Source organism: Nonomuraea turcica, from assembly GCF_030718205.1.
Classification (GTDB): domain Bacteria; phylum Actinomycetota; class Actinomycetes; order Streptosporangiales; family Streptosporangiaceae; genus Nonomuraea.
In genome coordinates, this window is record NZ_JAUZQF010000007.1 from 344784 (window position 1) to 371575 (window position 26792).

22 protein-coding genes are annotated in these 26792 nt (G+C 71.5%); 11 read left to right on the top strand and 11 right to left on the bottom strand.

Annotated elements, in window-relative coordinates; translation table 11 throughout:
- Window positions 1-28 precede the first annotated feature (28 nt).
- The 3 genes from Q9G87_RS20655 (at window position 29) to Q9G87_RS20665 (ending at window position 2813) form a co-directional block, all read left to right on the top strand.
- Entirely contained in the window at window positions 29-565 is a 537-nt protein-coding gene (locus Q9G87_RS20655) for a hypothetical protein (protein ID WP_305918039.1), read from the top strand.
- Between the two features lie 1078 nt (window positions 566-1643).
- Entirely contained in the window at window positions 1644-2498 is an 855-nt protein-coding gene (locus Q9G87_RS20660; RefSeq protein ID WP_305918040.1) for a phosphotransferase family protein, read from the top strand.
- A gap of 57 nt (window positions 2499-2555) precedes the next feature.
- Complete coding sequence (locus Q9G87_RS20665; protein WP_305918041.1) at window positions 2556-2813, top strand: TFIIB-type zinc ribbon-containing protein; 258 nt, start codon at window positions 2556-2558, stop codon at window positions 2811-2813.
- Window positions 2814-2876: 63 nt separating this feature from the next.
- Here Q9G87_RS20665 and Q9G87_RS20670 read toward each other — a convergent pair whose 3' ends face one another.
- From Q9G87_RS20670 to Q9G87_RS20680, 3 genes are all read right to left on the bottom strand, one after another.
- Complete coding sequence (locus Q9G87_RS20670) at window positions 2877-3791, bottom strand: hypothetical protein (RefSeq protein ID WP_305918042.1); 915 nt, start codon at window positions 3789-3791, stop codon at window positions 2877-2879.
- A gap of 109 nt (window positions 3792-3900) precedes the next feature.
- Window positions 3901-5502, bottom strand: coding sequence for an ABC-F family ATP-binding cassette domain-containing protein (locus Q9G87_RS20675; RefSeq protein WP_305918043.1), 1602 nt, complete (start codon window positions 5500-5502; stop codon window positions 3901-3903).
- A gap of 243 nt (window positions 5503-5745) precedes the next feature.
- The gene (locus Q9G87_RS20680; RefSeq protein WP_305918044.1) at window positions 5746-6267 is read right to left on the bottom strand and encodes a CGNR zinc finger domain-containing protein; all 522 of its coding nucleotides are present in this window, start codon (window positions 6265-6267) and stop codon (window positions 5746-5748) included.
- Window positions 6268-6293: 26 nt separating this feature from the next.
- On the opposite strand from Q9G87_RS20680, the gene Q9G87_RS20685 reads away from it, so the two are divergent.
- A complete protein-coding gene (locus tag Q9G87_RS20685; protein WP_305918045.1) occupies window positions 6294-6467 on the top strand; it encodes a hypothetical protein in 174 nt (57 codons plus the stop codon).
- A gap of 50 nt (window positions 6468-6517) precedes the next feature.
- On the top strand, window positions 6518-8275 hold the full coding sequence (locus tag Q9G87_RS20690) for an AMP-dependent synthetase/ligase (protein WP_305918046.1): 1758 nt from the start codon (window positions 6518-6520) through the stop codon (window positions 8273-8275).
- 32 nt (window positions 8276-8307) lie between these two features.
- Here the strand turns inward: Q9G87_RS20690 and Q9G87_RS20695 are convergent, their stop codons facing one another.
- Both Q9G87_RS20695 and meaB read right to left on the bottom strand, forming a co-directional pair.
- Complete coding sequence (locus tag Q9G87_RS20695) at window positions 8308-9249, bottom strand: acyltransferase domain-containing protein (protein WP_305918047.1); 942 nt, start codon at window positions 9247-9249, stop codon at window positions 8308-8310.
- Window positions 9250-9283: 34 nt separating this feature from the next.
- Window positions 9284-10243, bottom strand: coding sequence for a methylmalonyl Co-A mutase-associated GTPase MeaB (gene meaB, locus Q9G87_RS20700; protein WP_305918048.1), 960 nt, complete (start codon window positions 10241-10243; stop codon window positions 9284-9286).
- A 110-nt stretch (window positions 10244-10353) separates the two neighbouring features.
- On the opposite strand from meaB, the gene Q9G87_RS20705 reads away from it, so the two are divergent.
- Window positions 10354-12165 carry a serine/threonine-protein kinase gene (locus Q9G87_RS20705; RefSeq protein WP_305918049.1) on the top strand — a complete coding sequence of 604 codons (1812 nt, stop codon included), beginning with the start codon at window positions 10354-10356 and terminating at the stop codon, window positions 12163-12165.
- On the opposite strand, the gene scpA is transcribed toward Q9G87_RS20705, so the two are convergent.
- The 5 genes from scpA to Q9G87_RS20730 are packed head-to-tail and all read right to left on the bottom strand — an operon-like array spanning window position 12143 to window position 19780.
- Window positions 12143-14296, bottom strand: coding sequence for a methylmalonyl-CoA mutase (scpA, locus tag Q9G87_RS20710; RefSeq protein ID WP_305918050.1), 2154 nt, complete (start codon window positions 14294-14296; stop codon window positions 12143-12145). The two genes, Q9G87_RS20705 and scpA, sit on opposite strands and share 23 nt — an antisense overlap.
- On the bottom strand, window positions 14293-16047 hold the full coding sequence (locus Q9G87_RS20715) for a methylmalonyl-CoA mutase subunit beta (RefSeq protein WP_305918051.1): 1755 nt from the start codon (window positions 16045-16047) through the stop codon (window positions 14293-14295). Before Q9G87_RS20715 ends, scpA begins: the two co-directional genes overlap by 4 nt.
- Before the next feature lie 53 nt (window positions 16048-16100).
- Window positions 16101-16904, bottom strand: coding sequence for a peptidoglycan recognition protein family protein (locus tag Q9G87_RS20720; protein WP_305918052.1), 804 nt, complete (start codon window positions 16902-16904; stop codon window positions 16101-16103).
- A gap of 52 nt (window positions 16905-16956) precedes the next feature.
- The gene (gene mtnA / locus Q9G87_RS20725) at window positions 16957-17895 is read right to left on the bottom strand and encodes an S-methyl-5-thioribose-1-phosphate isomerase (protein ID WP_305918053.1); all 939 of its coding nucleotides are present in this window, start codon (window positions 17893-17895) and stop codon (window positions 16957-16959) included.
- Window positions 17896-17914: 19 nt separating this feature from the next.
- Window positions 17915-19780, bottom strand: coding sequence for a CASTOR/POLLUX-related putative ion channel (locus Q9G87_RS20730; RefSeq protein WP_305918054.1), 1866 nt, complete (start codon window positions 19778-19780; stop codon window positions 17915-17917).
- A gap of 195 nt (window positions 19781-19975) precedes the next feature.
- Here Q9G87_RS20730 and Q9G87_RS20735 point away from each other — a divergent pair, with 195 nt between their 5' ends.
- From Q9G87_RS20735 to Q9G87_RS20755, 5 genes are all read left to right on the top strand, one after another.
- Window positions 19976-21088, top strand: coding sequence for a DUF5925 domain-containing protein (locus Q9G87_RS20735; RefSeq protein WP_305918055.1), 1113 nt, complete (start codon window positions 19976-19978; stop codon window positions 21086-21088).
- An 86-nt stretch (window positions 21089-21174) separates the two neighbouring features.
- Window positions 21175-22221, top strand: coding sequence for a C39 family peptidase (locus Q9G87_RS20740; RefSeq protein WP_305918056.1), 1047 nt, complete (start codon window positions 21175-21177; stop codon window positions 22219-22221).
- 6 nt (window positions 22222-22227) lie between these two features.
- A complete protein-coding gene (locus tag Q9G87_RS20745; protein WP_305918057.1) occupies window positions 22228-24087 on the top strand; it encodes a S9 family peptidase in 1860 nt (619 codons plus the stop codon).
- The gene (locus Q9G87_RS20750; protein WP_305918058.1) at window positions 24084-25370 is read left to right on the top strand and encodes a M20/M25/M40 family metallo-hydrolase; all 1287 of its coding nucleotides are present in this window, start codon (window positions 24084-24086) and stop codon (window positions 25368-25370) included. The genes Q9G87_RS20745 and Q9G87_RS20750 overlap by 4 nt, the downstream gene beginning before the upstream one ends.
- A gap of 37 nt (window positions 25371-25407) precedes the next feature.
- Window positions 25408-26013: a TIGR03086 family metal-binding protein gene (locus Q9G87_RS20755; protein WP_305918059.1), complete on the top strand. Its 606-nt coding sequence runs from the start codon at window positions 25408-25410 to the stop codon at window positions 26011-26013.
- On the opposite strand, the gene Q9G87_RS20760 is transcribed toward Q9G87_RS20755, so the two are convergent.
- Entirely contained in the window at window positions 26010-26753 is a 744-nt protein-coding gene (locus Q9G87_RS20760; RefSeq protein WP_305918060.1) for a DUF427 domain-containing protein, read from the bottom strand. The two genes, Q9G87_RS20755 and Q9G87_RS20760, sit on opposite strands and share 4 nt — an antisense overlap.
- Between the last annotated feature and the right edge of the window lie 39 nt (window positions 26754-26792).

Consider the following 26792-nt stretch of genomic DNA (forward strand, 5'->3'; position numbering starts at 1 on the left):
GGCGTCTCGGGCGCAGTTCGATGACGTCATGCAGCGAATGACTGGATTACTGGTTGGCGCGATCTTCGGCGCGGTCTTCGTCGTCGTCAACGCGCAGAGCCCGCTGAACGCCCTGACCGTGAACCTTCTGCGGGCAGCCGCCTGTGTGGCGGCCGCGAGCGTCATCGGCATGTGGTTTGTAACCGCCCGGAGGGAGCGTTCCGCCGCGCGCCCCCAGCGGAACATGTTCAGTCGTGGCTACCTGATCGTCGTCGCCGCCGAGGCGATCCTGCTCTTCGGCGGGCTTCGGATGCTGGCCGCCTGGGAACATCCTGAGCAGGCCAACGTGGCGTGGGTGGCATTGGTGGTGGGCGTGCATTTCATCGCGTTGGCGCCGGTCTGGAAGGACTGGGGCATCGCCGTACCGGGCGTGGTTCTCACCCTGCTCGGTGGCGGCGGTCTGGTTCTGGCGTTGACGGCCGCCGTCGCCTGGGTACCGTTCGTCAGCGGCGTGCTGTCCGGGGTGGTGCTGCTGACTGGCGCTGTCGCCTTCGGTTGGCGTGCTGTGACGACTCGGACGGCCTGACCGGCTGACCCCGGGCGGCAAGCTCGTGATGTCGTGCGCGCCGGCCGTCCCGGGCAGCTACGGCATCAAGGGCATGTAGGGGGCAGGCTTCAAAGGGCCACAAACATGGATCTACCGGTGGGTCTACGAGCCGGAAAGTATGGGCATGGATGCTGTCTGAGCAGGGGCTCGGAGACGTGCACGCTCAGGTGGAGCCAGCGCCGCAGCCTGGGTACGTAGGCACGCTCATCATCGAGGCTCATGCTTAGAAGGGGCGCGACGATGGTGACGGTGTAGCGGCCCTGGGAGAACTCGCCGTGCTGGGCGACCGGGTCCCCGGGGTTGGGAATTGGCTTGTCGGTGTACTGGCAGTTAATCGCCGTGCCCGGCACCGACCCGGACACCTCGCTGCACGCCGCGCTGTCTGAGCCACCGCACCCAGCGCTTCACAGTCGCCTTGGATAGGCCAGTCACCTCGACGATCCGGTTGATCTTCGGGCGGGAGCACATCGTCTCCCAATCCGCGCTCCAGCAGATGAGGTTGGCGACTCGCATGAGGTTGGCGTACCGTCGCAGCGCAGTTCCAAGACCTCTGGGTCCTTTGAGGGTTCGCAGCCATGGCTGTTGCGAGCCGGCCCGGCGCATGCCGCGCGGTGGCGATAAGTGCCGCGGCAGCGTGCCAACGAGGTTGGGCAGCTCCGACACGGCGGTGGTCCGCCTGCCAGGTGATGCGTGGAGTGCCCGGGTCGTTGGATGGCTGGTGCGTGCCTGCCGGACGTACAACGTGGAGATGTGCGTGCGGGCCCGCCCCCACAGGCGCGGCGCACGCTGGTGTGCCGTGCTGGGGCTGTTGTAGGCGGCCCGCGTTGGCCGGCGCCATCACTGCGCCGCGCTCATACGAGCGGCGGGCGGGAAATCGGCAAGATCATTCCGCGCGCATTCCGCAACCAGCGGCACTCAGCGCCATCGACTGGCACACGATGGCCCACGCCGAACGTGGGCGGGCCGCCGTTACCGCAGGTCTGGTCGGGGGTTTGGCCCGATCCGGCGGTCGCGTCCGGCGGCATGAACCGCCCATACCGCCGAATAGTCTGTACGAGTGGGTCTGGAGGAGGCGCTGGCGGGCATAGCCGCCAGGTACGGCGGCGCGGGAGCGCCCGTGTTACACCCGACGCGCACGGACGTCGTCGTGCTCCGCAGAGGCGAGGTCGTGGTCAAGGCCCATTCCGCCCGTGACGACGCCGACGCCCTGCGTGTCCGGCTGCGGGCCGCCGCCTCGGCCGCGGTCAGCGGCGTCATGCTGGCCCCGCTGCACCCCGAGGTGTTGGCGACCGGCGGGCGGGCCGTGACGGTCTGGCCCGCCGGCAGCCCCGTCGCGCAGGACGACCCCGATGCGGCGCCCTGGGAGGAAGGGGCCAGGCTGCTGGCCGCCCTGCACGCCATCCCTCTCACGCTGCTGCCGGCGCTGCCCGCCGCCGGAGGGCCGGCGCGGGCCGCCCGCGCGGTGGGGCGCATGACCGGTGACGGGCCCGTCGAGCAGCTCATCAGGCGGGCGTTCAAGGAGCTGCCGGAGTCGGCGCCCGCCCCCGGGCTGCTGACGCACGGCGACTGGCACCTGGGACAGCTTGTCTGCCGCGACCGCTGGCTGCTCATCGACGTGGACGACCTGGGCGTCGGCGACCCGGCGTGGGACCTGGCCAGGCCGGCCGCCTGGTACGCCGCGGGGCTGCTGGATCCGGCGGTGTGGGAACGGTTCCTCGGCGCGTACCTGGCGTCCGGCGGGCCGGCGCTCGGGCGGGGGGACGACCCGTGGCGGCGGCTCGACGTGCCGGCCAGGGCGCTCACCGTGCAGCTGGCCGCGGTGGCCGTGGTCAACGCCGAGCGCGACGGGCGGGAACTCGACGAGGTCGAACACTCGTTAGTCGAGTCGTGCAACAGAATCGTCCGAGCGTGACGGGGTTGCGCGCGGTAGGTTTCATCCTGCAAGCCCCAACCAAGGAGAGCGACTTAGATGCAGTGCCCTAAGTGCCGCGGGAACATGCGGACCTATGAGCGCAACGGCGTCCACATCGAGCAGTGCGACAACTGCCGGGGGATCTTCCTCGACTACGGCGAGCTGGAGACGCTGACCAGGATGGAGACGCAGTACCACGCGGCTCCCCCGCCGCCCGCCGCCCCCGGCCCGGCCTGGGGCGCGCCGCACGGCGGCGGTCACCACTACGGCCACCACCGGCAGCGCAGCTGGGTGGGCATGCTGTTCTCGACCTGATCTCATCGGCGAGGCGAGGGCCGCGGCACCGGGCGGGTACGCGGCCCTGACGCCTGCCGAGCCTCAGCTGGGGAAGTCGCCCGGGTCCACGGGCGCCGTGCGGGCGTTGCCGCCCGAGATGGCGTGCAGCGTGACCCGCCAGTCGTGCCAGCGGATCTGCGTGGCGGTGAAGGTGGTCTTGAACGTCACCGCCTTCTGGAACCGCTCGAAGCTGCACTCGCGGGTGAACGCCTTGCTCTTGCCGTCCCAGTCCACACCGTGCGTGAAGAAGATCTTGTAGCTGCCGTCCCGCACGCCCCGGACCTTGAACTTCGCCTTCTTGCGCACGTACACGCTGAAGGCCTTGCTGCCGCCCCGCACGACGGTGACCACGGCGTCGCGCGGGGCGCCGTTGTCGATCTCCAGTGAGCTGCGGCCGTTGAGCGTGCTGCCCTTGCGGACGAACGAGCCGTTGCTCAGCCGCCTGGTCTGCTTGCGCCCGGCCTTCACGTTCACGATGTCCGCCGGGTAGTCGCCGGCGCTCTGCAGAGCCTCACCCGCCTCGTCGAGGGCGGCCAGTTTGTCGTCGAGGTCGGTGAGCACGGCCGACGACGTGCACAGGTCCCTGGCGCCGACCTTGCCCTCCGTGGACCCCAGCTCGGTGGCGAAGTCCCGCAGGCTCGCCACGTACGCGTCGTGCTGGGCGCGTACGGTGTCGGGCGGGTTGAGGGCGCCCAGCGCGTCGGCGGCCCCGCTCAGCGCCTCCTCGGCCTTGGTCACCCGCTGGTCCAGCGCCTTGACGTCGCGCGCGCCCGCCAGGGCGCTGATCGCGCCGGACAGGGACTTGTGCCTGCTGTCGAGCTCGGCCTTGTATGCCTCGGGCGTGAGCGCCGCCGGGCTCGGGCTGCTGCTCGGCGTGCTGCCGCCGTCGGACCCGGCGCCGCCCGTGCCGCCGGCGACGCCGCTGACCCTCGGCTCGCCGCCCTCAGGGGTCGGCACGGAGGGGGAACACGCGCTGAGCGTGAGTGTCGCTAAAGCGAGAACGCACGAGATCAACCGGGGTGCAGCCACCTGCCACACTATCGCCCGGTTGCTCCCTGCCCGTCAATCACGATTCCATCAGGCCGTCCTCCCGGTCCTGCCGCAGGCGGCGGGTGATGCCGATCGTCTCCAGGAACGGCAGATCATGGCTGGCCACGATGAGCGCGCCCCGGTAGGCCGACAGCGCCTGGGCCAGCTGGCGGATGCTCGGCATGTCCAGGTTGTTGGTCGGCTCGTCCAGCAGGAGCAGTTGCGGGGGCGGCTCGGCCGACAGCAGCGCGGCGAGCGTGGCGCGGAACCGTTCGCCGCCCGAGAGCGTGCCGACGGCCTGGTTGACGCGCTCGCCCCTGAACAGGAAACGTGCCAGGCGGGCGCGCACCTCGTTGACCGAGGTGGACGGCGCCACGGCGCGCACGTTGTCCATCACGCTCAGCGCGTCGTCCAGCAGGTCGAGCCGCTGCGGCAGGTAGCGGACCGGCACGTGGGCGCCGTGCTCGACGATCCGCTTGAGCAGCGTGGTCTTGCCGGAGCCGTTCGGCCCGAGCAGTGCGATCCGCTCCGGCCCGCGGATGACCAGCGTCTCCAGCACCGTCACCCGCGTCTCCTCCTCCTCTGCCGGGGCCTTCCCGGGATCGCCGACGGGCAGGGTGAGGACCGTACGGCCGGCCGGCACCTCGGTGCCCGGCAACTGGATGCGGATCTCCGCGTCGTCACGCACCGACTGCTCGGCCTCGCTCAGCCGGTCACGGGCCTCCTCCAGTTTCTCCAGGTGCAGCGTGCGCTGCTTGCCCGCGGTCACCTGGGCCTTGCGCTTGAGCCCGTTCGCGACGATCTTCGGCGCCTTGTTGTTGGCGGCCGCTTTCTTGCCGGCCCGGATATTCCTGTCGATTCTGATCCTGGCCTCGACCAGCTCGCGCTGCTGCCGTCGCACGTCCCCTTCGGCGGTGCGCACGGTGCGCAGGGCGGCCTCCTGCTCGGCCGCGACCTGGTCCTCGTAGTCGGCGAGGTTGCCGCCGTACATGCGCACGACGCCCTCGCGCAGCTCGGCGACCTGGTCGACGAGCCCGAGCAGCGCGCGGTCGTGGCTGACCACCACCAGCACGCCCGCCCAGGCGGACACGGCGGCGTAGAGCCGCTCGCGCGCGTCGAGATCGAGGTTGTTGGTGGGCTCGTCGAGCAGCAGGACGTCGGGCCGTTTCAGCAGCTGGGCGGCGAGCGCGACCATGATGGTCTCGCCGCCGGACAGCGTGCCGACCGTGCGGTCCAGCCCGATGTGGTCCAGGCCGAGCCGGTCGAGCTCGGCCCTGGCGCGTTCCTCGACGTCCCAGTCGTCCCCGATCGCGGTGAAGTGCTCCTCGGCGACGTCGCCGCTCTCGATGGCGTGCAGCGCGGCCCGCTTGCCGCTGATCTCCAGCAGGTCGGAGACGGTACGGGCGGCCGCGAGCGGCACGTTCTGCGGCAGGTATCCCACCACGCCGGACACGGAGACCGACCCGGACTGCGGGACCAGCTCCCGAGCGATGATCTTCAACAGGGTGGACTTGCCCGACCCGTTGACCCCGATGAGCCCGGTACGGCCGGCCGGGAAGGCGGCGTCGAGCCCGTCAAGGACGTTGGTGCCGTCCGGCCAGCCGAAGGAGACGTGGTCGACGACGATAGAAAAAGACATAAAGGCGGCTCCCATCACAAAACCCGAAATTTCGTGACTTGGCGGGAATCACCGCGAAGCGCGCAACGCACAAGGAACTCGTATCGTCCACGACAGAGGGCGAAGAGGTCGCCAGAGGTCCAGGTGTGCGCGCAAATGCCCACGACAGGGCGGAACGGCGCGGTGCCCGCGACCTCAGATCCTCAAATCAACTGCCCTCACGGGTCGGGGATAAGACGTCAGCCAGCGTAGGCGACGGCCCGATCAGCTGGCAACCCGGCGCGCCCGGTGGGCCGCCACGTTGACCCTGTTCGCGCAGGCCAGCGAGCAGAACCGGCGCCGCCCGTTCCGCGAGGTGTCGACGTAGACGATCCCGCACCCCTCCCGGTCGCACCGCCCCAGGCGGCCGCCGCCGGCGAACGACATGCACATGGCCAGCCCGCCGGCGGTCGTGTCCTTGGCCCTGGAGACGATGTCGGCGTCCGGCGAGTAGAAGTGCAGGTGGGGCTCGCGTCCGTCGTGGGCGCTGACGTACGGCTTCGACGCGGTGACGTCGAGCAGGTCGTTGATCAGCTTGATCTGCGCGTCCTGGTCGGCCTCGCCGAACACCGGGTCGAGCAGGCGCGCCCACGCCCGCAGCTCCTGGGCCTGCGCGGCCGTGACGGCGCCCCGCAGGAGCCGGTGCTCTGTCAGCATCGACTCGACCGCGCGCGGACTGAAGTCGGTCGCGTTGACCAGCGCCGCCGCCAGGGCCGCCCCGTTACCGCCGTAAGCGTTGAAATGCATAAGGCCATTACATCAGGCTGGGAGCCATGCACTCCAGAGTCCTGCACGATCCGCTCGCCCTGACCGTCGTCTCATCACACCGCACCTCCGAGGGCCTGGTCTCCTACCTGCGCTGCAGCTGCGGCGCGTGGGAGGTGCGCACGTCAGGAACGGTCGCCATGGTCCCGCCGCGCACGCGCCGGGCCGCAACCATCGACTGATCCGCTCCTGTCGTCCTAAAGTCTGGTCAACACTCTCCAGGAGGCCAGGCATGTCGAGCATCCCCGCCCTGCTCCGCGACCGGATCGCGGCCACCCCCGACGCCGAGGCGTATCGAGTGCCCTCCGGCGGCGACTGGGAATCGATCTCATGGCGGGAGGTGGGCGAACGCGTACGCGGGCTGGCGCTGGGCCTCGCGAAGCTGGGGGCAGGGCCGGGCAAGCGGGTGTCCATCCTGTGCTCGACCCGGCTCGAATGGATCCTCACCGACCTCGCCGTGCTGGCGACCGGCGCGGCCACGACCACGATCTACCCGTCCAACACGGCCGCCGAGTCGGCCTTCGTCATCACGGACTCCGGCAGCACGATCGTCATCGCCGAGAACGACGACCAGGTCGCCAAGATCAGGTCCGTGCAGAAGGAACTGCCCGGCGTCACCCACGTGGTGGTCATCGACGGCTCGCCGAGCGATGACGGCTGGGTGGTCACGCTCGGCGCGCTGCCTGCCGAGGAGGGCGACTACGACGCGATGGTCGACGCCATCGCCGAGGACGACCTGGCCACGCTCATCTACACCTCCGGCACCACCGGCCGGCCCAAGGGCGTGGAGCTGACCCACGACAACTGGCTCTACGTCGCCGACGCGGTCCGCCGGCTCGACCTGATCTCCCCCACCGACCTGCACTTCCTGTGGCTGCCACTGTCACATTCCTTCGGCAAGCTGCTCGAGGTCGTGATGATCGACATCGGGGTGCCGACGGCGATCGACGGCCGCCTCGACAAGATCGCCGAGAACCTCGGCGTGGTCAAGCCGACGTTCATGGGCGCCGCGCCGCGGATCTTCGAGAAGATCCACAACACGGTCGCCGCCACGGTCCAGCGCGAGGGCGGCCTGAAGCTGAAGATCTTCAACTGGGCGCGCGCGACCGGCATCAGGGTCAGCAGGGCCCGCCAGCGGGGCGCGGCCATCCCGCTCACCACCCGCCTCGAGTACGCCCTGGCCGACCGCCTGGTCTTCGCCAAACTCCGCGACCGGTTCGGCGGCCGGATCCGTTTCTTCGTCTCCGGCGCTGCCCCGCTGTCCATGGAGATGGCCGAATTCTTCGACGGGGCCGGCCTGCCGATCCTCGAGGGCTACGGCCTGACCGAGTCGTCGGCGGGCAACTTCTTCAACCTGCCGGATTCGATGAAGTTCGGCACGGTCGGCCCGCCGCTGCCGGGCACCGAGGTCCGCGTCGCCGGCGACGGCGAAGTCCTCATCCGCGGGCGCGGCATCATGCGCGGCTACCACAACCTGCCGGAGGAGACGGCCGCGGCGCTGCAGGACGGCTGGCTGCACACGGGCGACATCGGCGAGCTGGACGAGGCGGGGCGGCTGCGCATCACCGACCGCAAGAAGGAGCTGATCAAGACCTCGGGCGGCAAGTACGTCGCGCCGACATACCTCGAGGCGCGTATCAAGGCGGCCTGCCCGTACTTGTCACACGTGTTCGTGCACGGGGACCGGCGCAACTTCGTCACGGCGCTGGTCACGCTGGACATGGACGTGGCCAGGCCGTGGGCGCAGGCCGAGGGCCTGCCGGAGGACCCGCGCGAGCTGAGCGGGCACCCGCGCGTGCGCGAGGAGGTCCAGAAGGCGATCGACCAGGTCAACGCGGGCGAGGCCAGCTACGCGACGGTCAAGAAGTTCGCGATCCTGGCCGACGACTTCGCGGTGGAGACGGGCGAGCTGACGGCCAGCCTCAAGATCAAGCGCAAGGCGGTCGAGGAGCGTTACGGCGAGACGCTGGACTCCTTCTACGAGGGCTAGCGCGCGGACGAGCTGGTGGCCGGCGGAGGGCGTCAGAAGGGGAGCCAGCCGACCCGGCCGTGCCAGGTGCCGCCGGCCGCCAGGTGGTCGGCGATCGCCCGCTCCAGACTCGTCCGGCGGGGCAGCGCGGCCGGGTCGGCGGCGTCGGCGCCGAACACGAACGACAGCGTCTCGGCGTCCTCCAGCCGGTGCAGGAGGCGGAAGCGCCGCTGGAAGGCCACGATGTTGGAGCCGGCCGGCAGGTAGCGGGCGAGCTGGTCGTCCAGCAGCCACGACGCGCAGGCCATGACGTGCTGGCGCTCCTGCGGAAAGTGCCGCGGAAAGAAACTCCTGGCCCGCGCGAACGACGCGTCGCACGCCTCGGGTGTCAACGGGCCGTGGAAGTCGGGGATGTGCACGCCCAGTGCCGGGTCCCCGGGGCCTGCGGGCAGCCCGGCCGCGCGCACCGCCGCTCCGGTCCTCGTGCCCAGCCGGCTCCGGTTGAACTGGAGCCGGCCCAGCTCGAACAGCAGGCCCCTGGCGTGCAGCATGAACCACTGGGGCGCGTGCAGCCCACCCGTGCCGTGCCGCTTGCGGTGCACCGCCATGTTGCGTCCCAGGTCGGCGAACGTCGCCCAGGACACCTCTTCCGGCACGCCCAGCTCGCGGTGGTAGCGCCGGGTGTGCGGAAGCGCGGCGAGGTAGACGTACACGTAGAAGTAGGGGCCGAGCTCGGGCAGCGGCTGGAACGGCGGCGCGTGGTCCAGGCTGCCCATCGTGGACACCAGCGAGTGCGCGCAGCGCTCGGCCAGCCACCACTGAGGGGTGCCCGGCTCGGGGCGGGCCGCGAGGACGGCGTTGACGTCCTCGTGCGGGACGGTGAGCCTGAGCAGCTCCGACGGCAGATCGTCGGGGAAGGCGACGTCGAAGCCGCCCAGGGATTCGAGGTGCGCGAGCCAGTCCGGGTGGTCGCGCAGGAGCGCCTTGACGTCCATCGGGGTCAGCATAGCCGGGCGCGGCGGGAGCCGATCAGGGACGTTTGAAGACGGACAGCAGGCGGTCGGCCGCGAGCGACGGGGTCAGCTCGCCCGCCAGGACCTCGCGTTCGACCTCCGTTCTGATCGCCGCCACCTCGGGGTCGTTGCGCAGCTCGGACAGCAGCCGCTCGCGGACGAGGGTCCACGTCCAGCCGACTTGCTGAGCACGGCGCTTGGCGGCCAGGTCGAGCGACTCCCGGTGGGCCAGGATCTGCCGCCACAGCCGCTCCAGGCCGTCGCCGGTGAGGCCGCTGCAGGTGAGCACGGGGGGCGGGGTGGAGTCCGAGCGGAGCATGCGCAGCGCGCCAGCCAGCTCCCGCGCCGCCTTCCTGGCCGGCAGCTGGTACTCGCCGTCGGCCTTGTTGACCGCGATCACGTCGGCCAGCTCCAGCACGCCCTTCTTGATGCCCTGCAGCTGGTCGCCGGTGCGGGCCAGGGTGAGCAGCAGGAACGTGTCCACCATGTCGGCCACCGCGGTCTCCGACTGCCCGACGCCGACGGTCTCGACCAGGACGACGTCGAACCCGGCCGCCTCGACGACGACCATCGCCTCCCTCGTCGCCTTGGTGACGCCGCCGAGGGTTCCCGAGGTGGGCGAGGGGCGGATGAAGGCGGCCGGGTCGGCGGCCAGGCGGGACATGCGGGTCTTGTCGCCCAGGATGCTGCCGCCCGTCCTGGTGGAGGACGGGTCCACGGCCAGGACGGCGACCTTGTGCCCCTGCCCGGTCAGGAGCGTGCCGAGCGCGTCGATGAACGTGGACTTGCCCACGCCCGGCACCCCGGAGACGCCGACCCGGCAGGCATGGCCGGTGCGTGGCATGAGCTCGACGAGCAGGCGCTGGGCCAGGGCCATGTGGTCGGGCCTGGTCGACTCGACCAGGGTGATCGCGCGGGCGATCCACGTACGTGAGCCCGCCCGTACGCCCCCGGCGTAGTCCTCCAGCGCGTGCACCCGGCTTGCCCCTTTCTTCTGTTTGATCAGGCTAACTTCTGACAAGTCTTGACATTTGCCAGTATGGTGCTGGAGTTCTCTTCTCAGCCGTCACAGGAGTCACTCCCCTCATGCCCAACGTCGAACCCCTGCGCGACGGCGACCCGGCGGCTGTGGGGCCGTACCGGCTGGTCGGGCGGCTCGGCGCGGGCGGCCACGGTGTCGTCTACCTCGGCCAGTCCCGCAATGGGACCCCTGTCGCCGTCAAGGTGCTGCGTGAAGGGCTGGCCGGGGGCGACCGCCTCGCCGCGGCGATCGCGGCCGCGCGCAAGGTCGAGCCGTTCTGCCTCGCGCGGGTGCTGGACGGGTCGGCCGGTGGGAGGCCGTACGTCGTCTCCGAGTATGTGGAGGGGCGCTCGCTGCAGCAGGCGGGGCCGCTCGGCGGAGTGGAGCTGCAGCGGCTCACCGTGGCGACCGCGACCGCGCTGGACGCCATCCACCAGGCCGGCGTGCTGCACCTGGACTTCAAGCCGGCGAACGTGCTGATCGGGTCCGACGGGGCGCGGGTCGTCGACTTCGGCATCGCCGGGGCGTTCGGGCCGAGGATGAGCGCGACCGGCAACATCGTGGGCACACCCGCGTACATGGCGCCGGAGCAGCTGGCGGGGAAGGCGGCGCAGGCGCCGGCGGACGTGTTCGCGTGGGCGTCGGTCGTCGTGTTCGCGGCCACGGGGGTGCCGCCGTTCGGGGACGACTCGCTGCCCGCCGTCATCAACCGGATCCTGCGTGACGAGCCGCGGATCGACGACCTGCCGCGGCCGTTGCGTGACGTCGTGGCCGCCTGCCTGGCCAAGGAACCCGCCGGCCGGCCCGCGATGCGTGACGTCCTGCTGCGGCTGATCGGCGGCGAAGGACCGGACCGGCCGCGCCGCCACCCGGCCGGCACCCCCGACGACGACTACGCGACTCCTGCGGCCGATCGCTCTCCCCCGGCCGCGCGGCCGAGCGCGGTGCACGCCTCCGGTCAGCACCCGGCACGTCCCGCACACCACGGCGCGGCGCATGACGCCGGGCCGCGCACCGCTCCCGCGTCGCGGGTGGATTCGGCGCACCCCGGCCGGGCATCGCAGCACGACGCGGCCGCCGCGACACACCACGGCGCGGACCGGCGCCAGCCCTCCGCCTCGCACCGGGGCCGGGTCCCGCTGTCGGCCCCCGTGGACCCGCCACTGGCCGCCGCCGGGCTCCTCACCACCGCCGGGCACCCCGGCGCCGCGCAGCACACCGCCGGCGGATACGCCGAGAACGGCGACACCGCCGAAACCCGGTATGCGGGCGCGGACGGGCCGGCGGCGGGCGAGGCGCAGCCGGCGGGTGAGGCTCTCGTGCAGCATTCCACGCTCGTCGACATCCTGGTCGCGGGCCAGCCGGGCGGCGGCGGCAAGGCGCGGAAACGGTCCGGCCGGCGACGGGTGAAGACCGTGATGATCGCCTTGGTGTCCGGTGTGTCCGTCCTGGCGCTAGCCGCCGCCATCGTGTGGCTCACCCCCACGACCCCCACGTCGAAGGCTGACACCGTGACGCCCACCCCCGGCACGCCCACCACCGAGACGACGCCCGCCGCCGTGACCGGCCGGCTCAGGGTCGTCTCCCTGCGGGCAGGCGGCACGCGCGACGGCGAGTGCTGGGCAGGCGGCCAGGTGACGCTGCAGGCGCTGGTGGCGCGGACGGGCGACCCGCTGACGTTCAGGTATGCCTGGCTCATCGACGGCACCGCGGTCGCCCGCTCCTCCGCGGTCATCTCCGAGAACGGCCAGCGCTACCTCACCTCCCCGCGCAACCTCACGGGCACGGCCGGCGGCACGCACCGCGTCACGCTGCGGATCACCTCTCCCATCCTCATTCAGCGGTCCATCTCGGTCACGCTGTGTGACGACGTCTGAGTTCCTCGAGCAGATCCAGTGCGGCGTCGGCGATCACGGTGCCCGGCGGGAAGATCGCGGCGGCGCCCGCGGCCCGCAGCTCGTCGTGATCGTCCGGCGGGATGACCCCGCCCACGACGATCATGATGTCGGCCGCGTCGAGGTCGGCCAGCGCCTGGCGCAACGCGGGCACCAGGGTGAGGTGCCCGGCGGCCAGCGACGAGACGCCGACGATGTGCACGTCGGCCTCGACGGCCTGCCTGGCGACCTCCTCGGGCGTCTGGAACAGCGGGCCGACGTCCACGTCGAAGCCCAGGTCGGCGAAGGCGGTGGCGATCACCTTCTGGCCGCGGTCGTGGCCGTCCTGGCCCATCTTCGCCACCAGGATGCGCGGGCGGCGGCCCTCTGCCCGCTCGAAGTCGGCGCAGGCCTGGCGGGCGCGTTCGATGTTGGCGGCGGAGCCCGACTCGTCGCGATACACCCCTGTGATGGTACGGACCTGCTCGGCGTGCCGGCCGAACACCCGCTCGAGCGCGTCGGAGAGCTCGCCCACCGTGGCCTTGGCGCGGGCGGCGTCCACGGCCAGCTTGAGCAGGTTGTTGCCCAGTCCCGGCGCCGGGTTGTCGGCGGCCTTGGTGAGCGCGTCGAGCGCGTGCCGCACGGCCACGTCGTCGCGTTCGGCCCGGAGCCTGGCCAGCTTCTCCAGCTGCTGGGCGCGGACGGCGCTGTTGTCGACCTTGAGCACCTCGATGGCCTCGTCGCTCTCGGCACGATAGGTGTTCACGCCGATCACCGGCTGCCGCCCGGAGTCGATGCGGGCCTGGGTGCGGGCCGCCGCCTCCTCGATGCGGAGCTTGGGCAGGCCGGCCTCGATGGCCCTGGCCATGCCGCCGGCGGCCTCCACCTCCTGAATGTGGGTCCAGGCGCGTTCGGCCAGGTCGTGAGTGAGGCGTTCGACGTAGTAGGACCCGCCCCAGGGGTCGATGACGTGGGTGGTGCCCGATTCCTGCTGGAGGAGGAGCTGGGTGTTGCGGGCGATGCGGGCGGAGAAGTCGGTGGGCAGCGCGAGGGCCTCGTCGAGGGCGTTGGTGTGCAGCGACTGGGTGTGGCCCTGAGTGGCGGCCATGGCCTCGACGCAGGTGCGGACGACGTTGTTGAACACGTCCTGCGCGGTCAGCGACCATCCGGAGGTCTGGGAGTGCGTACGCAGGCTCAGTGACTTCGGATTCTTCGCGTTGAAACCGGCGACGAGCTTCGCCCACAGCAGCCGGGCGGCCCGCAGCTTGGCGACCTCCATGAAGAAGTTCATGCCGATGCACCAGAAGAACGACAGTCGCGGCGCGAACCTGTCGACGTCCATCCCGGCCGCGACCCCGGCCCGCAGGTATTCGACGCCGTCGGCCAGCGTGTACGCCAGCTCCAGGTCGCACGTCGCCCCGGCCTCCTGGATGTGGTAGCCGGAGATGCTGATCGAGTTGAACTTCGGCATCTTCTCGCTGGTGTAGGCGAAGATGTCGGAGATGATCCGCATCGACGGCGCCGGCGGGTAGATGTAGGTGTTGCGGACCATGAACTCCTTGAGGATGTCGTTCTGAATGGTCCCCGCCAGCTGCTCCGGCGCGACACCCTGCTCCTCGGCGGCCACGATGTACAGCGCCAGCACCGGCAGTACGGCGCCGTTCATGGTCATCGACACCGACATCCGGTCCAGGGGGATCCCGTCGAACAACTGCCGCATGTCGTAGATCGAGTCGATCGCCACCCCGGCCATGCCCACGTCGCCGGCCACGCGCGGGTGGTCGGAGTCGTAGCCGCGGTGGGTGGCCAGGTCGAAGGCCACCGACAGGCCCTTCTGGCCGGCCGCGAGGTTGCGGCGGTAGAAGGCGTTGGAGTCCTCGGCCGTGGAGAAGCCGGCGTACTGGCGGATGGTCCACGGCTGGTTGACGTACATGGTGGGGTAGGGGCCGCGCAGGTAAGGCGGCGCGCCCGGATAGGTCCGCAGGAAGTCCAGTCCCTCGAGGTCCCGGGCGGTGTAGAGCGGCTTGACGGCGATGCCCTCGGGCGTCTCCCAGACCTCGCCCTCGGGCTTCGGCTCCCCCGCCCCCTGCTCGGGCAGAGGGTGGAGCGGGATGCCGGAGAAGTCCGGGATCATCGTGTCACCTCCAGGTCGTCGAAGGTCGTGCGGAGCACGTGCAGCGCATCGCAGCCCGCGTAGAGGTTGGCGTCCACGCCGTCGTAGTGCCCCTTCCCCGCCAGCCACACCTTTCTCGCCCCGGCCTTGCGCAGCGCCACGGCGACGGCGGCGGCGTGCTGGGCGTAGAGCTTGTCGCTGGAGCACAGGCAGGCGACGGTCGTGCCGGAGACGGCGAAGGCGGTGGCGATCTGCTCGGGGTCGGCACCGGGCCCCGCGGTCTCGGTGTCCAGGCCGCCCGCCTGGAACAGGTTCGCGGCGAACGCGGCCCGCGCGGTGTGGGCGGCGACGGGGCCGATGGTGGCCAGGAACACCTTGGGCCGCTCCGGCTGGGCGTCGGCGAGGTCCCGCAACGCCTCGAACTCCTCGGCGTAGCGCACCTTCGGCAACCCGGCCTCGCCCGCCGCCTGCCTTCCCGCTTCGGGGGCCGGGGTGCGGCGGAGGGGCTTCTCGCCCGGGTTGGGGAACTCACTGACTCCGGTGATCGGGAAGCGGCGGCGGGCGATGTCGGCGGCGCGGTGGGCGCGCGTGGCGGCGATGCGCTCGGACACCAGTCCCGCGGCCGCGTCCAGGCCGCCGGCGGCCTCGATCTCCTGGAACCACGCCCACGCCCGCTCCGCCAGGTCGGCCGTTCGGCGTTCCACGTACCAGGAGCCTCCGGCCGGGTCGATCACCCGCCCGATCCCCGACTCCTCCAGCAGCAGCGACTGCGTGTTGCGGGCGATGCGGCGCGAGAACGCGTCCGGCAGCCCGAGCGCGGCGTCGAACGGCTGCACGGTCACCGCCTCCGCGCCGCCCACGCCGGCGGCGAAGCAGGCGATGGTGGTGCGCAGCATGTTCACCCAAGGGTCGCGGGAGGTCATCATGGCCGAGCTGGTCACGGCGTGCTGCCGCTGCCCCCCGTGCTCGGGGGCGCCGCATGCCTCGGCGACCCTGGCCCACAACCGGCGGGCGGCCCGCAGTTTGGCGACGGTGGCGAACTGGTCGGCGGTGGCGGCGTACCGGAACTCGATCTGCCCTAGCGCTTGCTCAACAGAGAGCCCGGCCCCGCTGAGCGCCCGCAGCTCCGCGACGCCCCGCGCGATCGAGCAGCCGAGCTCTTCGGCGTCGCCGGCGCCCGCGTCGTGGTAGGGCGTGGCGTCCACGGTGACGGCCCGCAGCCCGGCCGAGCTAGGGAGCTCGGCGGCACACCGCAGCGCCAGCTCCGCTCCCACGGCGCCCGAGGCCCCCAGGTTGCCGCTGAGCGCGGTGCCGCGCGCGGCGGCCAGCCGCAACAGCGCCTCGGCGGCCTCGCGCGCCAGCACGCCGGCCTCCAGCACGACAGGCGCCAGGTCGAGGGAGACCTCGGCGAGCAGCGTCTCCAGCGCGCCGACCGGGATCGCGCCGTCCCCGACGACCAGCCACAACGAGGTGACGCCGTTCTCCAGGTCGGCCAGCACCGCCTCGGCGTCGGGCACGGCGTGCCGCTGCCGCACGTCCCAGCCGGAGACGGCCCGCGACCCGCGCACGTACGGTGCCGCCCCGGGCAGCCCGGGATCCTCGGGCAGGTCGTCCATGTCATAGAGAGGCGCCACCGTCAGCCCGTCATACGTGGCGTGCGACAGGGCCTCCTCCGGCGAACCCGCCTCGATCCCGGACTTGCGCAGCACCTGCATCGCGAGCGCCCGCCAGCCGTCCCGGGTCGTGGGCTCGAATCCCGCTGCCAGCTCCATGATTCGGATAGTAGGCGCAACGCCGGGTGACCAGTACCCCCGGGTCACCCCTGTCAACGGGCGGGGGCCTCCCAAGCCAGCCGCCACGTGAGCGGCCCGACGATCCCGTCGTCCTCGATCCCCTGCTGGCGCTGGAACCGGCGGCACACGTCGCGCGAGCCGGGACCGTACGCGCCGTCCACGTCCAGGTCCCAGCCCCGCGTGCGCATCTGCCGCTGCCAGGTCCGCACGTCCTCCCCACGCATCACCGGGGGATACTTCAGCAGCCGGCCGGGGAAGGGCGGTGCCACCGGGCCGGGCCGGGGCGGCGCGGTGCCGCCCGGCCGGGGCGCGCCCCGGCGCACCCAGGCGTAGAGAGGGTCGCCGGGGCAGTCGGTGGCGTAGCCGTCGCGATGCCCCTTGACCTCCCTGCCCGCGTGGCCTTGATCGCGCACGTACTGGACGGCGTCGAGGATCGCGTGCAGGACCCCGTCGGGCGGCTGCACCAGCCCCGCGTTGCCCACCAGCCCCAGCACGGCGTAGTGGCCGGTGTTGAGTCCCGGGCCGTTCGCGGCGGGCAGGTGGTGCAGCCCGCGGCCCTCGAACACCTTCTGGTGCGGACATGCCACGAACGAGTAGCCCAGATCGATCCAGCCGTTGCCGTCCATGTGATGGGCCTGGATCGACCGCACCAGCGAGACGCATCCGTCGTGGTCGGACACGATGCCCGGATTGACCCGGCCGCCCGTGTAGTGGACCTTCACGCCCTTGGTCGAGTCAAGCTGCGTGTAGGCGCCACGCGGCGCGCGAGCGTTCCAGTCGCGCCGCAACACCAGGTCAATGGCCACGGTGAACTCCGGGAGAGTCGTCGGGGACACCGAGCGTAACGCGGTCGAAGCGGACAGGTCCGGGAGATCGGAGATTTGGTTCCTAAGGCCTGATCACTCGCTTGTCCGTCACGATCGCCGTGATCAGGTCGTGCGGGGTCACGTCGAAGGCCGGGTTCAGCACGGGTGTGCCCTCGGGCGCCACGCGCACGCCCCAGAAGGACACGACCTCGTCGGCGCCCCTGTCCTCGATCGTGATGTGGTCGCCTGAGGGCGTGCCCTGGTCGATCGTGGACTCGGGCGCGACCACGATGAACGGCACCCCGGCGCGTTCCGCGCCGAGCGCGAGCGCGTACGAGCCGATCTTGTTAGCCGTGTCGCCGTTGGCGGCGATGCGGTCGGCGCCGATGAGCACCGCGTCCACCTCGCCCTTGGTCAGCAGATACGGTCCCGCCGAGTCGGCGATGAGCCGGTGCGGCGCCCCCATCCTGGCCAGCTCCCAGGTGGTGAGCCTGGCCCCCTGCAGCAGGGGACGGGTCTCGAGCGCGAGCACCTCGGCCAGCCGTCCCCGCTCGTGCAGTGTCTGCACGACGCCGAGCGCGGTGCCGCGTTCGACGGCGGCGAGCCCGCCGGTGTTGCACACGGTCATGATCCGCAGCCGGTCGCCTTCGAGCAGGTCGGCGCCGCGCTCCCCCATGGCCTTGCAGGCGGCGATGTCGTCGTCGCGCACGCGCAGCGCGGCGGCCAGCACCGCCTCGCGGCCTTCGGGCAGGTGGGCGGCGGCCTGGTCGACGCCCCAGGCGAGATTGACGGCGGTGGGCCGGGCGGCGCGGAGCCTGGCGATCTGGGCCGGGTCGCCACCGGCCAGCACGACGCCGAAGGCGCCGGCCACCCCGAGCGCGGGCGCGCCGCGCACGGCCAGCCGCTGGATGGCGTCGATGAGCTCGTCCACCGTGTGGATGCGGAGCATCACGCATTTGTCGGGCAGCAGCGTCTGGTCCACGAGCTCGACGGCGCCGTCAGCCCAGTCAATGGTCCTCACGAGGCAAACGGTAGTACGCCTAGCGCTCGGCCAGGACGATGACCGAGTCGCGCTCGCCCAGCACGATGGGCTCCGCCTTGCTCGGGTTGAGCACGATGCCGTAGTGCGGCGGGGTGTTGCGGGCCGCGGAGCTGCGGTAGCCGATGGCGGTCTCGCCCCTGCGCCGGGCGGACTCCACGACTGTGGAGAACGTCACCTTCGTCCCGGTCTTGACGTACGCGGCGGCCGGGCGCGGGTAGATCTCCGACCCGCGCGAGTCGAAGAGGTAGCCGAAGACGTCCGCCAGGTGCCTGTTCTCGGCCAGTTGCGCGAGGAGCAGGCCGATGACGGTGTCGCTGATCACGATGTCGTCGGCCTCGGTGACCTCGGCCAGGGCGCGGTTGTTCTCGTCGTGCATCTCGCTGACGATCGAGTAGTGCTCGCCCAGCGTGCTCTGCATGTCGCGGAGCTGGAGCAGCGTCATGAGCGTGCGCGTGTCGGAGTGGTGCGGGTCGAAGCGGTCGTCGGACAGCACGATGACGTGCTGGAAGAGGCCGACGCCGAGCGACTCGAGCGCGAACCTGTCGGTGGTGTCGCAGTCCTTGACGTTCACGGTGAGGTGACGCAGCCCGGCCAGCCCGGTGCCCGCCTTGGGGTGGTCGGCGGCGATCTCCAGGACGGAGCCGGGTGCGACGTACCCGTCGAGGTAGCGGACGATCTGCTCGGCCCGGCCGTTCCAGTTGAGCACGAGCGTGCGCTCGGGCTCGGGGGCGGGGCTCCCGGCCTCCACGATGGCGGCCTCGTCCAGGGACGGCTTGCCGGCGGCCAGGCGGACGTGGGAGTCGTCGTGGGCGATCACGATGACCTCGTCGTCGGCGTTGACCACGGTGTCGGACGGCGGGTTCAGCACCACGCCGGACGGCCGGCGCAGGCCGATGACGGAGGCGGTCTGGTAGGCGTGCAGCGCCTCCCCGTAGGTGACGCCGACGAGCTTCTTCGGGGTGCGCAGGTAGATCTCGCCGCCGTCGAAGTTCAGCAGGTCCATGCAGACCACGGACATGCCGGACTGGCGTGAGGACTGCACGATCAGCCTGGAGGCAGTGTCGTCAGAGTCCACCAGGTGCACGTCCCGGCCGCCGGCCAGGCGGGCGGCGGCGATGTTGCGGCTGGAGGCGAGAGCGGCGACCACCGGCGGATGCGCGCCCTGGCGCTTGGCCAGCGCCAGCAGGATCTTGATCACGTGCGCGTCCGGGTCCTCGCCCTCGGGCGAGAGCACGACGACGGAGCGGGCCTTGCCCAGGTTCATCAGCGCGAGGTCGCGCGGCTCGGTGGGCCGTCCGGTGCGGCACACCAGGCGGGTGCCGCCCAAGTCGCCGGCGTGCTCGCGGATGGCCTCCTCCATCTCGAGTTTGTCACGTTCCGCCAGCACGGCGATGGCGGAGTGCTTCTGGCTGGCGTGCGCCTTGGCCAGCTCCCCCACGATCGTGAACACCTGGTCCGACCAGCCGAGCACCACCGTGTGGCCGGACTCGACGATCCGCGAGCGGCCCCTGCGCAGGCGGTCCACCTTCTGCTTGAGCCCGTTCGAGAGCAGGCCGACGAGCATGCTGACGATGAAAAGGCCGCCGAGCGAGCCGGTGAACATCACCGCCATGTACGCGATCGAGCCCTTGTCGCTGGCCACCTTGCCCGGCGTGAGGGCGTGCATGAGGGCGATCCAGAGCACCTCGCCGGCGTGGCCCACGCCTTCGGGCTCGCCTGGCGCGAGCCACAGCGTGAGCCCGGTCACGACCGCGATGAGGGCGACCGACACGAGGGCCAGCCAGCCGATGAGCGAGGCGGTGCCCTTGGACATCGTGTTGTCGAACCAGTACCGCGCCCGCTCACGGAACGTGATTTTCGACACTTTCCCCGTTACCTCCGTGAAAGGAGTGATTTAACCCAACGGTCCACGGTACCGGGCGATCTTCACTTCCGCAGCGCGACGGGTAACGTATCGGCCATAGTGCGCACCGCCCGCTCATCCCCGACCGGTACGCTCAGCGTGAACCACCGCCAAAACCCTTCGACATCCGACGTGGAGGCCTAGATCATTGACGGTATGTCTGTGATTAGGGAGGTGCCGTTCCCCAGCCCGGACTCCTCTGAGCTGCCGATGAACATCTGGATCGACGACGCCGACTCCGCCATCGACGTGATCGACGCGCTGGCGCTGTCGCCGTTCGCGACCGGCGCCCAGCCCTGGTCCCGCCTGGCCAATCTGGAGCGCGTGCGGCCCGACGCCCCGCTGAGCCCGTCCAGCGGCCGCGTGCTGCGCACGGCGCGTGTCGAGGACGGCTCGGAGTCCCGGCTGATCTCCGGCGACGGCTGGACTTTGCGGGTCATCCGCCACCGCAACCGCACCGCGATGGTCAGCGTGACGGCGGTGAGCGAGGAGCTGGCCAAGTCCGTGCTCGAGGAGAGCATCGACGGCGCGGAGGAGGCGGTCCCCGAGGCCGACCACGTCGAGATGGGCTTCTGGTGGCGCGGCACGCACGGCGGCACCCGCTCGGAGAAGCCGATCTCCGCACAGCCCTGGTCCGAGATCAGCGCCAACTACCCGGGCAAGGTGCGCCCGGCCATCGACAAGCTGATGGCGGTCACTCCCGGGGACGTCAACGGCCGCCTCATCCTCCTGCACGGCCAGCCGGGCACCGGCAAGACCACGCTGCTGCGGACGCTGGCCAAGCAGTGGGGCGAATGGTGTCAGGTGGACTGCGTGCTCGACCCGGAGCGCCTGTTCGACGAGCCCGGCTACCTCATGGAGGTGGCGGTCGGCTACGACAGCGACGACGATGAGACGCAGCGGTGGCGGCTGCTCGTCCTGGAGGACTGCGACGAGCTGATCAGCGCGGGCGCCAAGGCGCAGGCGGGCCAGGGCCTGTCGCGCCTGCTCAACCTGACCGACGGCCTGCTCGGCCAGGGCCGCGACGTGCTGGTGGCGATCACCACCAACGAGGACCTGGCCCGGCTCCACCCCGCGGTCATCCGCCCGGGCCGCTGCCTGGCGCAGCTCGAGGTCGGCCCGCTCAGCAGGGACGAGGCCGTCGCCTGGCTCGGCACGTCCGAGGGCGTGGGCCCGTCGGGGGCGACGCTCGCGGAGCTCTACGCTCTCCGCTCCGGCCGCGCGATCACTCCCGTCGCGGGCGACGAGTCCACGGGCCTCTACCTCTAAGTCACCGGCCCGCAGGCGGAGCGGGTCCCGGCCGGTACGTAAACCATCCGATGTGCGACACGAAGTGCGAAACCACAATAGGTCTGGTGCTCACCGTCGATCTGGCCCGTGTCTCCTTCGCCCGCTTCGCCGTGCCCGCCGCGGCTGAGGACGTGTGGACGAGCGAGGAACGCGAGATCGGCTTTCCCGCCACTCAGCTCGTGCCCTCGTGGACGGCGCGCACCCCGCCGGGTGCGTGGATCGAGGTCGCGCTTCGGGCCAGGGCCGCATCAGGGGCCCGTACCAAGTGGTACGTGATGGGGCGCTGGTCCGAACTCGGCGATCCGCGCACGTCGGTGCCCGGGCAGGGCGACGAGGACGGGGACGTGGCGGTGGACACGTTCGTAGCCAGGCGGCCGGTGGTGGCCTACCAGGTACGCATCACCCGGCACGGCGCGGGCGCCCTGGTCACCGGGCTGGGCGTGATGGCCTCGGCCGTGCCCCAGCGGCCCGTGACGCCCAGCGACCCCGTCGCGGCGGAGCCCGTGGAGCTGGCGGTGCCGCGGCATGCGCAGCACGCGCACGCGGGGCACCATCCACGCTTCGACGGCGGCGGCGCGAACTGGTGCGGCCCTGCCTCGGTCGCCATGGTGCTCGGTTTCTGGGGGCGCGGCCCGCAACCGAGCGAGCTGGACTGGGTGGGGGCGGGCGACCCGGCTCCGGTCGTGGACCACGCGGCCATGGGCACGTACGACGAGAGCTACCAGGGCACCGGGAACTGGCCGTTCAACGTGGCGTACGCCGGCCGGTACGGGCTGGCGGGGTTCGTGACGCGGCTGCGGTCCGCGGCGGAGCTGGAGCTGTTCGTGCGTGCCGGGATCCCGGTGATCACGTCGCAGTCGTTCAAGGCGCACGAGTTACCCGGTTCCTGCTACTCCACCAACGGGCACATCCTCGTCGTGGCCGGCTTCACGGCCGGGGGCGACGTCGTCGTGAACGATCCCGCCGCGCCCCGGGACGACGAGGTCCGGCGGATCTATCCGCGGGCGGCGTTCGAGAACGTGTGGCTCAGGAGCTCGGGCAGCGGCGGCATCGCGTACGTGCTGCACCCGCCCGGGCATCCCCTTCCTCCCTGTACCGACGGCAATTGGTGAGTTGTTGTGAGCATTCGACCGATCGACGTGGCCCGGACCGACGGCAGGCCTCTGTGGGTGGAGGCGGTGGCCACGCCTTCGGGGGTCGAGGCCTGGTGGGACGAGCCGCGTCCGCACGAGGGCGGCAGGCGGTGCGTGGTGCGCCGGCTGCCGGACGGCTCCCGTACCGACGTGCTGCCTCAGGGGTGGAACGCGCGTAACCGGGTCACCGAGTACGGGGGCCGCTCCTGGCGGCCGCTGCCGGGCGGCGGGCTGGTCTTCACGAACTGGGCCGACCAGCGCCTGTACCGGCTCGACGGCGACTCCTCTCCCGTGCCGATCACTCCAGAGGGTCCCTCGCGTTACGCGGACCTCTATCTCCCTCCCGGCAGGGACGAGGTGTGGGCCGTACGGGAGACCGACGACGTGCGGGACCTGGTGGCGGTGCCGCTGGACGGCGGGCCGGTCAGGGTGATCGCCAAAGCCCACCATTTCCTGATTAATCCACGCATTTCGCCCGGCGGGCACTATGTCGCCTGGATCGGCTGGGATCACCCGAACATGCCCTGGGACGGCACCGAGCTGTGCGTGGCCCCGCTCCGCGCGGACGGCACGGCAGGCGAGCACCGCGTGGTGGCCGGCGGCCCGCGGGAGTCGGTGACGCAGGCCGAGTGGCGCGACGACGGCGCCCTGTACGCGGCGACCGACCCCACCGGCTGGTGGAACATCCACCTCGTCCCCGTGGACGGCTCGCCGGGCCGCAACCTCACGCCGATGGAGCAGGAGTTCGGCGACGCGGCGTGGAAGCCGGGCCTGACGTACTTCGCCGTCGCGGAGGACGGCAGGCTGGTCGTGATCTACGGCACGGGCGACGGCCGCCGCCTCGGCGTGCTCGACCCGGACACCGGTGACCTGCGGGAGATCGGCGGGGCGGCCACCCACTGGTCGGCGACCGTGTCGGTGGCGGGCGGCAAGGCGGCGGCGGTGCGGGCGACGCCGTACACGCCCATGGAGGTCACGCTCGTCGATCTCAACGGGGGCGCGCACGAGGTCGTGTCGGCGAGGAAACCGCTGCCGGAGCGCGACCTGCTGCCCACTCCGGAGGCCATGACGATCGAGGGTGTGCACGCGCACCTCTACCCGCCGTCCGGGGTCCGGGGCCCGGGCCCGTACGTGATCTTCGTGCACGGCGGCCCGACCATGCACCTGCCGATGGTGCTCGACCTGGAGATCGCCTACTTCACCAGCCGCGGCATCGGCGTGGCGGTGGTGAACTACGGCGGCTCGACCGGCTACGGCCGCGCCTACCGGGAGCGGCTGCGCCACCAGTGGGGCGTGGTGGACGTGGGAGACTGCGCCAAGGTGGCCCGCGGCCTGGTGGAGCTGGGCCGCGCCGACGCCGCGAAGCTCGCCATCCGGGGCGGCAGCGCCGGCGGCTGGACCACGGTGGCGGCGCTCGTGCACAGTGACGTGTTCGCGGGCGGGGTGGCCCATTACGCGATCACCGACCCGGAGAGCTGGGCGGCCGAGACACACGACTTCGAATCCCGCTACCTCGACGGCCTCGTGGGCCCGCTGCCCGAGACGCGCCGGCGCTACACCGAGCGCTCGCCGCTGCTGAACGCCGCCCGCGCGTCAGGCCCGTGCCTCATGCTGCACGGCCTGGAGGACGCGATCGTGGACGTCGGGCAGGCCGAGCGGTTCACCGCCGAATTGGACAAACATGGCAAAGAGTGGGCACTGTTGACCTTCCCCGGCGAGCAGCACGGCTGGCGCAGGGAGGAGACCATCGTCGCGGCGCTCGAGGCCGAGCTGGCCTTCTACGGGCTGATCTTCGGCATGGAGACGCCCGAGGTGCCGCCGTTGAAGCTGAAAGGGAGAGCGTGAAGAGCGTCGCCGAGATCTGCTCGGATCTGATCAGGTTCGACACCACCAATCCGGGGTCGGGCGAGCGCCCTGCGGCTGAATACGTGGCCACGCTGCTGGCCGACGCGGGCCTGGATCCGGTCGTGTTCGAGTCGGCGCCGAAGCGGACCACGGTCGTGGCCAGGATCGACGGCGACTCCCCCGACGCGCTGCTCATCCACGGCCACCTGGACGTGGTGCCCGCCGACCCGGCCGAGTGGCGGATGCACCCGTTCTCCGGGGAGATCGTGGACGAGTGCGTGTACGGCCGGGGCGCGGTCGACATGAAGGGCTCGTGCGCGATGACGCTCGCGACCGTGGTCGACCTGGCGACCCGGGGGGTGCGGCCCAAGCGGGACCTGGTGGTGGCGTTCCTGGCCGACGAGGAGGCCACCGGCGACTACGGCTCGCGGCACGCGGTGAGCGAGCACCGGGAGCTGTTCGACGGTGTGAGCGAGGCGATCAGCGAGTCCGGCGGATTCAGCGTGGCCTCCGGCGCCCACCGGGTCTACCCGATCGCCGTGGGCGAGCGCGGGACCGCGTGGATGAAGCTCACCGCGCACGGCGTGGCCGGGCACGGCTCGCGCCCCCCGGTGGACAACCCGGTCGCCACGCTGGTGCACGCGCTGTCGCGCGTGGCCTCCTACCAGTGGCCGGTCCGCCTCACGCCGTCGGTGGCGGCGTTGCTCCAGAGCCTGTCGGAGATCACCGGCCAGCCGATCGACCTGGACCGGCTGGACGCGGAGGCCGCCCGGCTCGGCCCACTCGGCGGCCTGTTCAAGAGCCAGATCCGCAACTCGGCGAACCCGACGATGCTGGCGGCCGGCTACAAGGTCAACGTGGTGCCCTCGACGGCGGAGGCGCACGTGGACGGGCGTTTCATGCCCGGGCTGCAGGAGGAGTTCCTGTCGACGATCGACGAGCTGCTCGGGCCCAAGATCACCCGCGAGTTCGTCAATCTCGAGGACGCGCCCGACGCGCCGTACCCGTCGGCGTTCTTCGATGAGCTGGCCGGGGCGCTGACGGCCGAAGACCCGATGGCCAGGCCGGTGCCGTACGTGATGAGCGGCGGCACGGACGCCAAGTCCTTCGCCAGGATCGGCATCAAGGGGTACGGTTTCGCGCCGCTCATGCTCCGGCCGGATCTCGACTACTTCGGGATGTTCCACGGCAAGGACGAGCGGGTGCCGGTGGAAGGCCTGGAGTTCGGCACTCGCGTCCTCACTCGCCTGCTCACCGGTGTGGAACAAAGCATTCCGTTCTGATATAGTGGGAGTCAACGACGAAGAAGGGGACTCTCCGATGAGCGACACCACGATCTCCAGCGGTTGGGACGTCCTGGACGCCGCGCATGAAGCGCTGCGCACGGCGGTCCGCGCCGTCCCGGCCGACGGCTGGGACCTGCCCACGCCCTGCGCGGGCTGGACCGTGACCCAGGTCTTCCAGCACGCCGTCGGCGACCAGATCGGCTTCGCCGCCGCGCTGACCGGCGAGCCCGGCCCCGACTTCAATCCGTTCGACCCGTCGGGCGTGCTGGAGGGCGTGGACCCGCAGGCGTTCATGGAGGCCGCCCTGGCGCGCACCGCCAAGGCGTGGGCCGGCGTCGACCGGGACGCCGCCGAAGTGCCCACGCCGGTGCCGCCGCACAAGATGTCTCCGTGGTCCGGCTCGGCGGCGTGCGCTCTGGACGCCGCCGTCCACGCCTGGGACATCGCCCTGGCGACGGGCCGGCCCTCGCCGCTCACGCCGGAGCTGGCCCGCCCCCTCCTCAAGGTCGCCAGGGAGATCGTGGAGCCGCTGCGTGCCTGGGGCGCGTACGCCGCCGCCCTGGCCCCCGAGCAGGGCGACGACGACGTGGCGGACCTCCTGCGCTACCTCGGCCGCGACCCCTACTGGAGCGCGGCTTAGGAGAACTTGGTCTTCGGCCGCTCCTGGAGCTCGCCGTCCACGTAGATGTCGAGCTTCTCGTTGTAGAACGCGATCAGCCCCGCGACCCGCTCGCTCTCCGGCAGCGGCGTCCGGTACGACCAGGCCAGGTCCTTCGCGCCGTTGACCGACCAGTACTCGGCCGTCCCCTTGTACGGGCAGTGGGTGACGGTGTCGGTGTGCTCGAGCAGGTCGAGCCGTACGTCGGTCTTCGGCAGGTAGTAGCGGGCGGGCAGCCCCGTCTCGAAGAGGATGCGCGCGCCGCGGGAGTCGGCCACGGTGACACCGTCGACCTCCACCCGCACGTGCCGCGAACTGGGCAGGATGTCCACCCGCGTGTACGGGTCGCGCGGGTGGAAGTAGACCTGCTCGTCCTCCTCGAACCAGGCGTCCATGGCGTCCCACTCGAACCGCACATGGCCCCGGATCTCCTCCAGCGGCGAGTCCGGGTACGCCAGCGCCGCCTCGGTGGCCTCCGCCGTACCGGAGGTGACGGTGTAGACGACGGCCTCACCCCTGCTCGGGGAGTGTTTGGTGGTCCCGGTCGACTTGAGCGCGGCCTCGTCCACGTCCGCGAGCCGGAAGTAGTAGGTGGGGTAGTACGGGACTTCCCACACCAGGAGGGCGGAGGTGGTGTCGGCCACCACCCGGCCGCCCAGATAGGTCCTCACGCGCTTGGCCGTCCGCTCGACGCGTACCCGGCCGCGGTTCCCAGCTTCCATGAACGCGGCAACCCCGCCGGCCACGCGCCTATTCCAGCC

Bases quoted from the DNA above. Each gene is read 5' to 3' on its own strand.
- Q9G87_RS20655 (WP_305918039.1), top strand. From the start codon at position 29: ATGCAGCGAATGACTGGATTACTGGTTGGCGCGATCTTCGGCGCGGTC.
- Q9G87_RS20735 (WP_305918055.1), top strand. From the start codon at position 19,976: ATGTCTGTGATTAGGGAGGTGCCGTTCCCCAGCCCGGACTCCTCTGAG.
- Q9G87_RS20680 (WP_305918044.1), bottom strand. From the start codon at position 6,267: ATGCATTTCAACGCTTACGGCGGTAACGGGGCGGCCCTGGCGGCGGCG.
- Q9G87_RS20715 (WP_305918051.1), bottom strand. From the start codon at position 16,047: ATGGAGCTGGCAGCGGGATTCGAGCCCACGACCCGGGACGGCTGGCGG.
- Q9G87_RS20760 (WP_305918060.1), bottom strand. From the start codon at position 26,753: ATGGAAGCTGGGAACCGCGGCCGGGTACGCGTCGAGCGGACGGCCAAG.
- Q9G87_RS20675 (WP_305918043.1), bottom strand. From the start codon at position 5,502: ATGTCTTTTTCTATCGTCGTCGACCACGTCTCCTTCGGCTGGCCGGAC.
- Q9G87_RS20705 (WP_305918049.1), top strand. From the start codon at position 10,354: ATGCCCAACGTCGAACCCCTGCGCGACGGCGACCCGGCGGCTGTGGGG.
- scpA (WP_305918050.1), bottom strand. From the start codon at position 14,296: ATGATCCCGGACTTCTCCGGCATCCCGCTCCACCCTCTGCCCGAGCAG.
- Q9G87_RS20685 (WP_305918045.1), top strand. From the start codon at position 6,294: ATGCACTCCAGAGTCCTGCACGATCCGCTCGCCCTGACCGTCGTCTCA.
- Q9G87_RS20755 (WP_305918059.1), top strand. From the start codon at position 25,408: ATGAGCGACACCACGATCTCCAGCGGTTGGGACGTCCTGGACGCCGCG.
- Q9G87_RS20690 (WP_305918046.1), top strand. From the start codon at position 6,518: ATGTCGAGCATCCCCGCCCTGCTCCGCGACCGGATCGCGGCCACCCCC.
- Q9G87_RS20665 (WP_305918041.1), top strand. From the start codon at position 2,556: ATGCAGTGCCCTAAGTGCCGCGGGAACATGCGGACCTATGAGCGCAAC.
- Q9G87_RS20695 (WP_305918047.1), bottom strand. From the start codon at position 9,249: ATGGACGTCAAGGCGCTCCTGCGCGACCACCCGGACTGGCTCGCGCAC.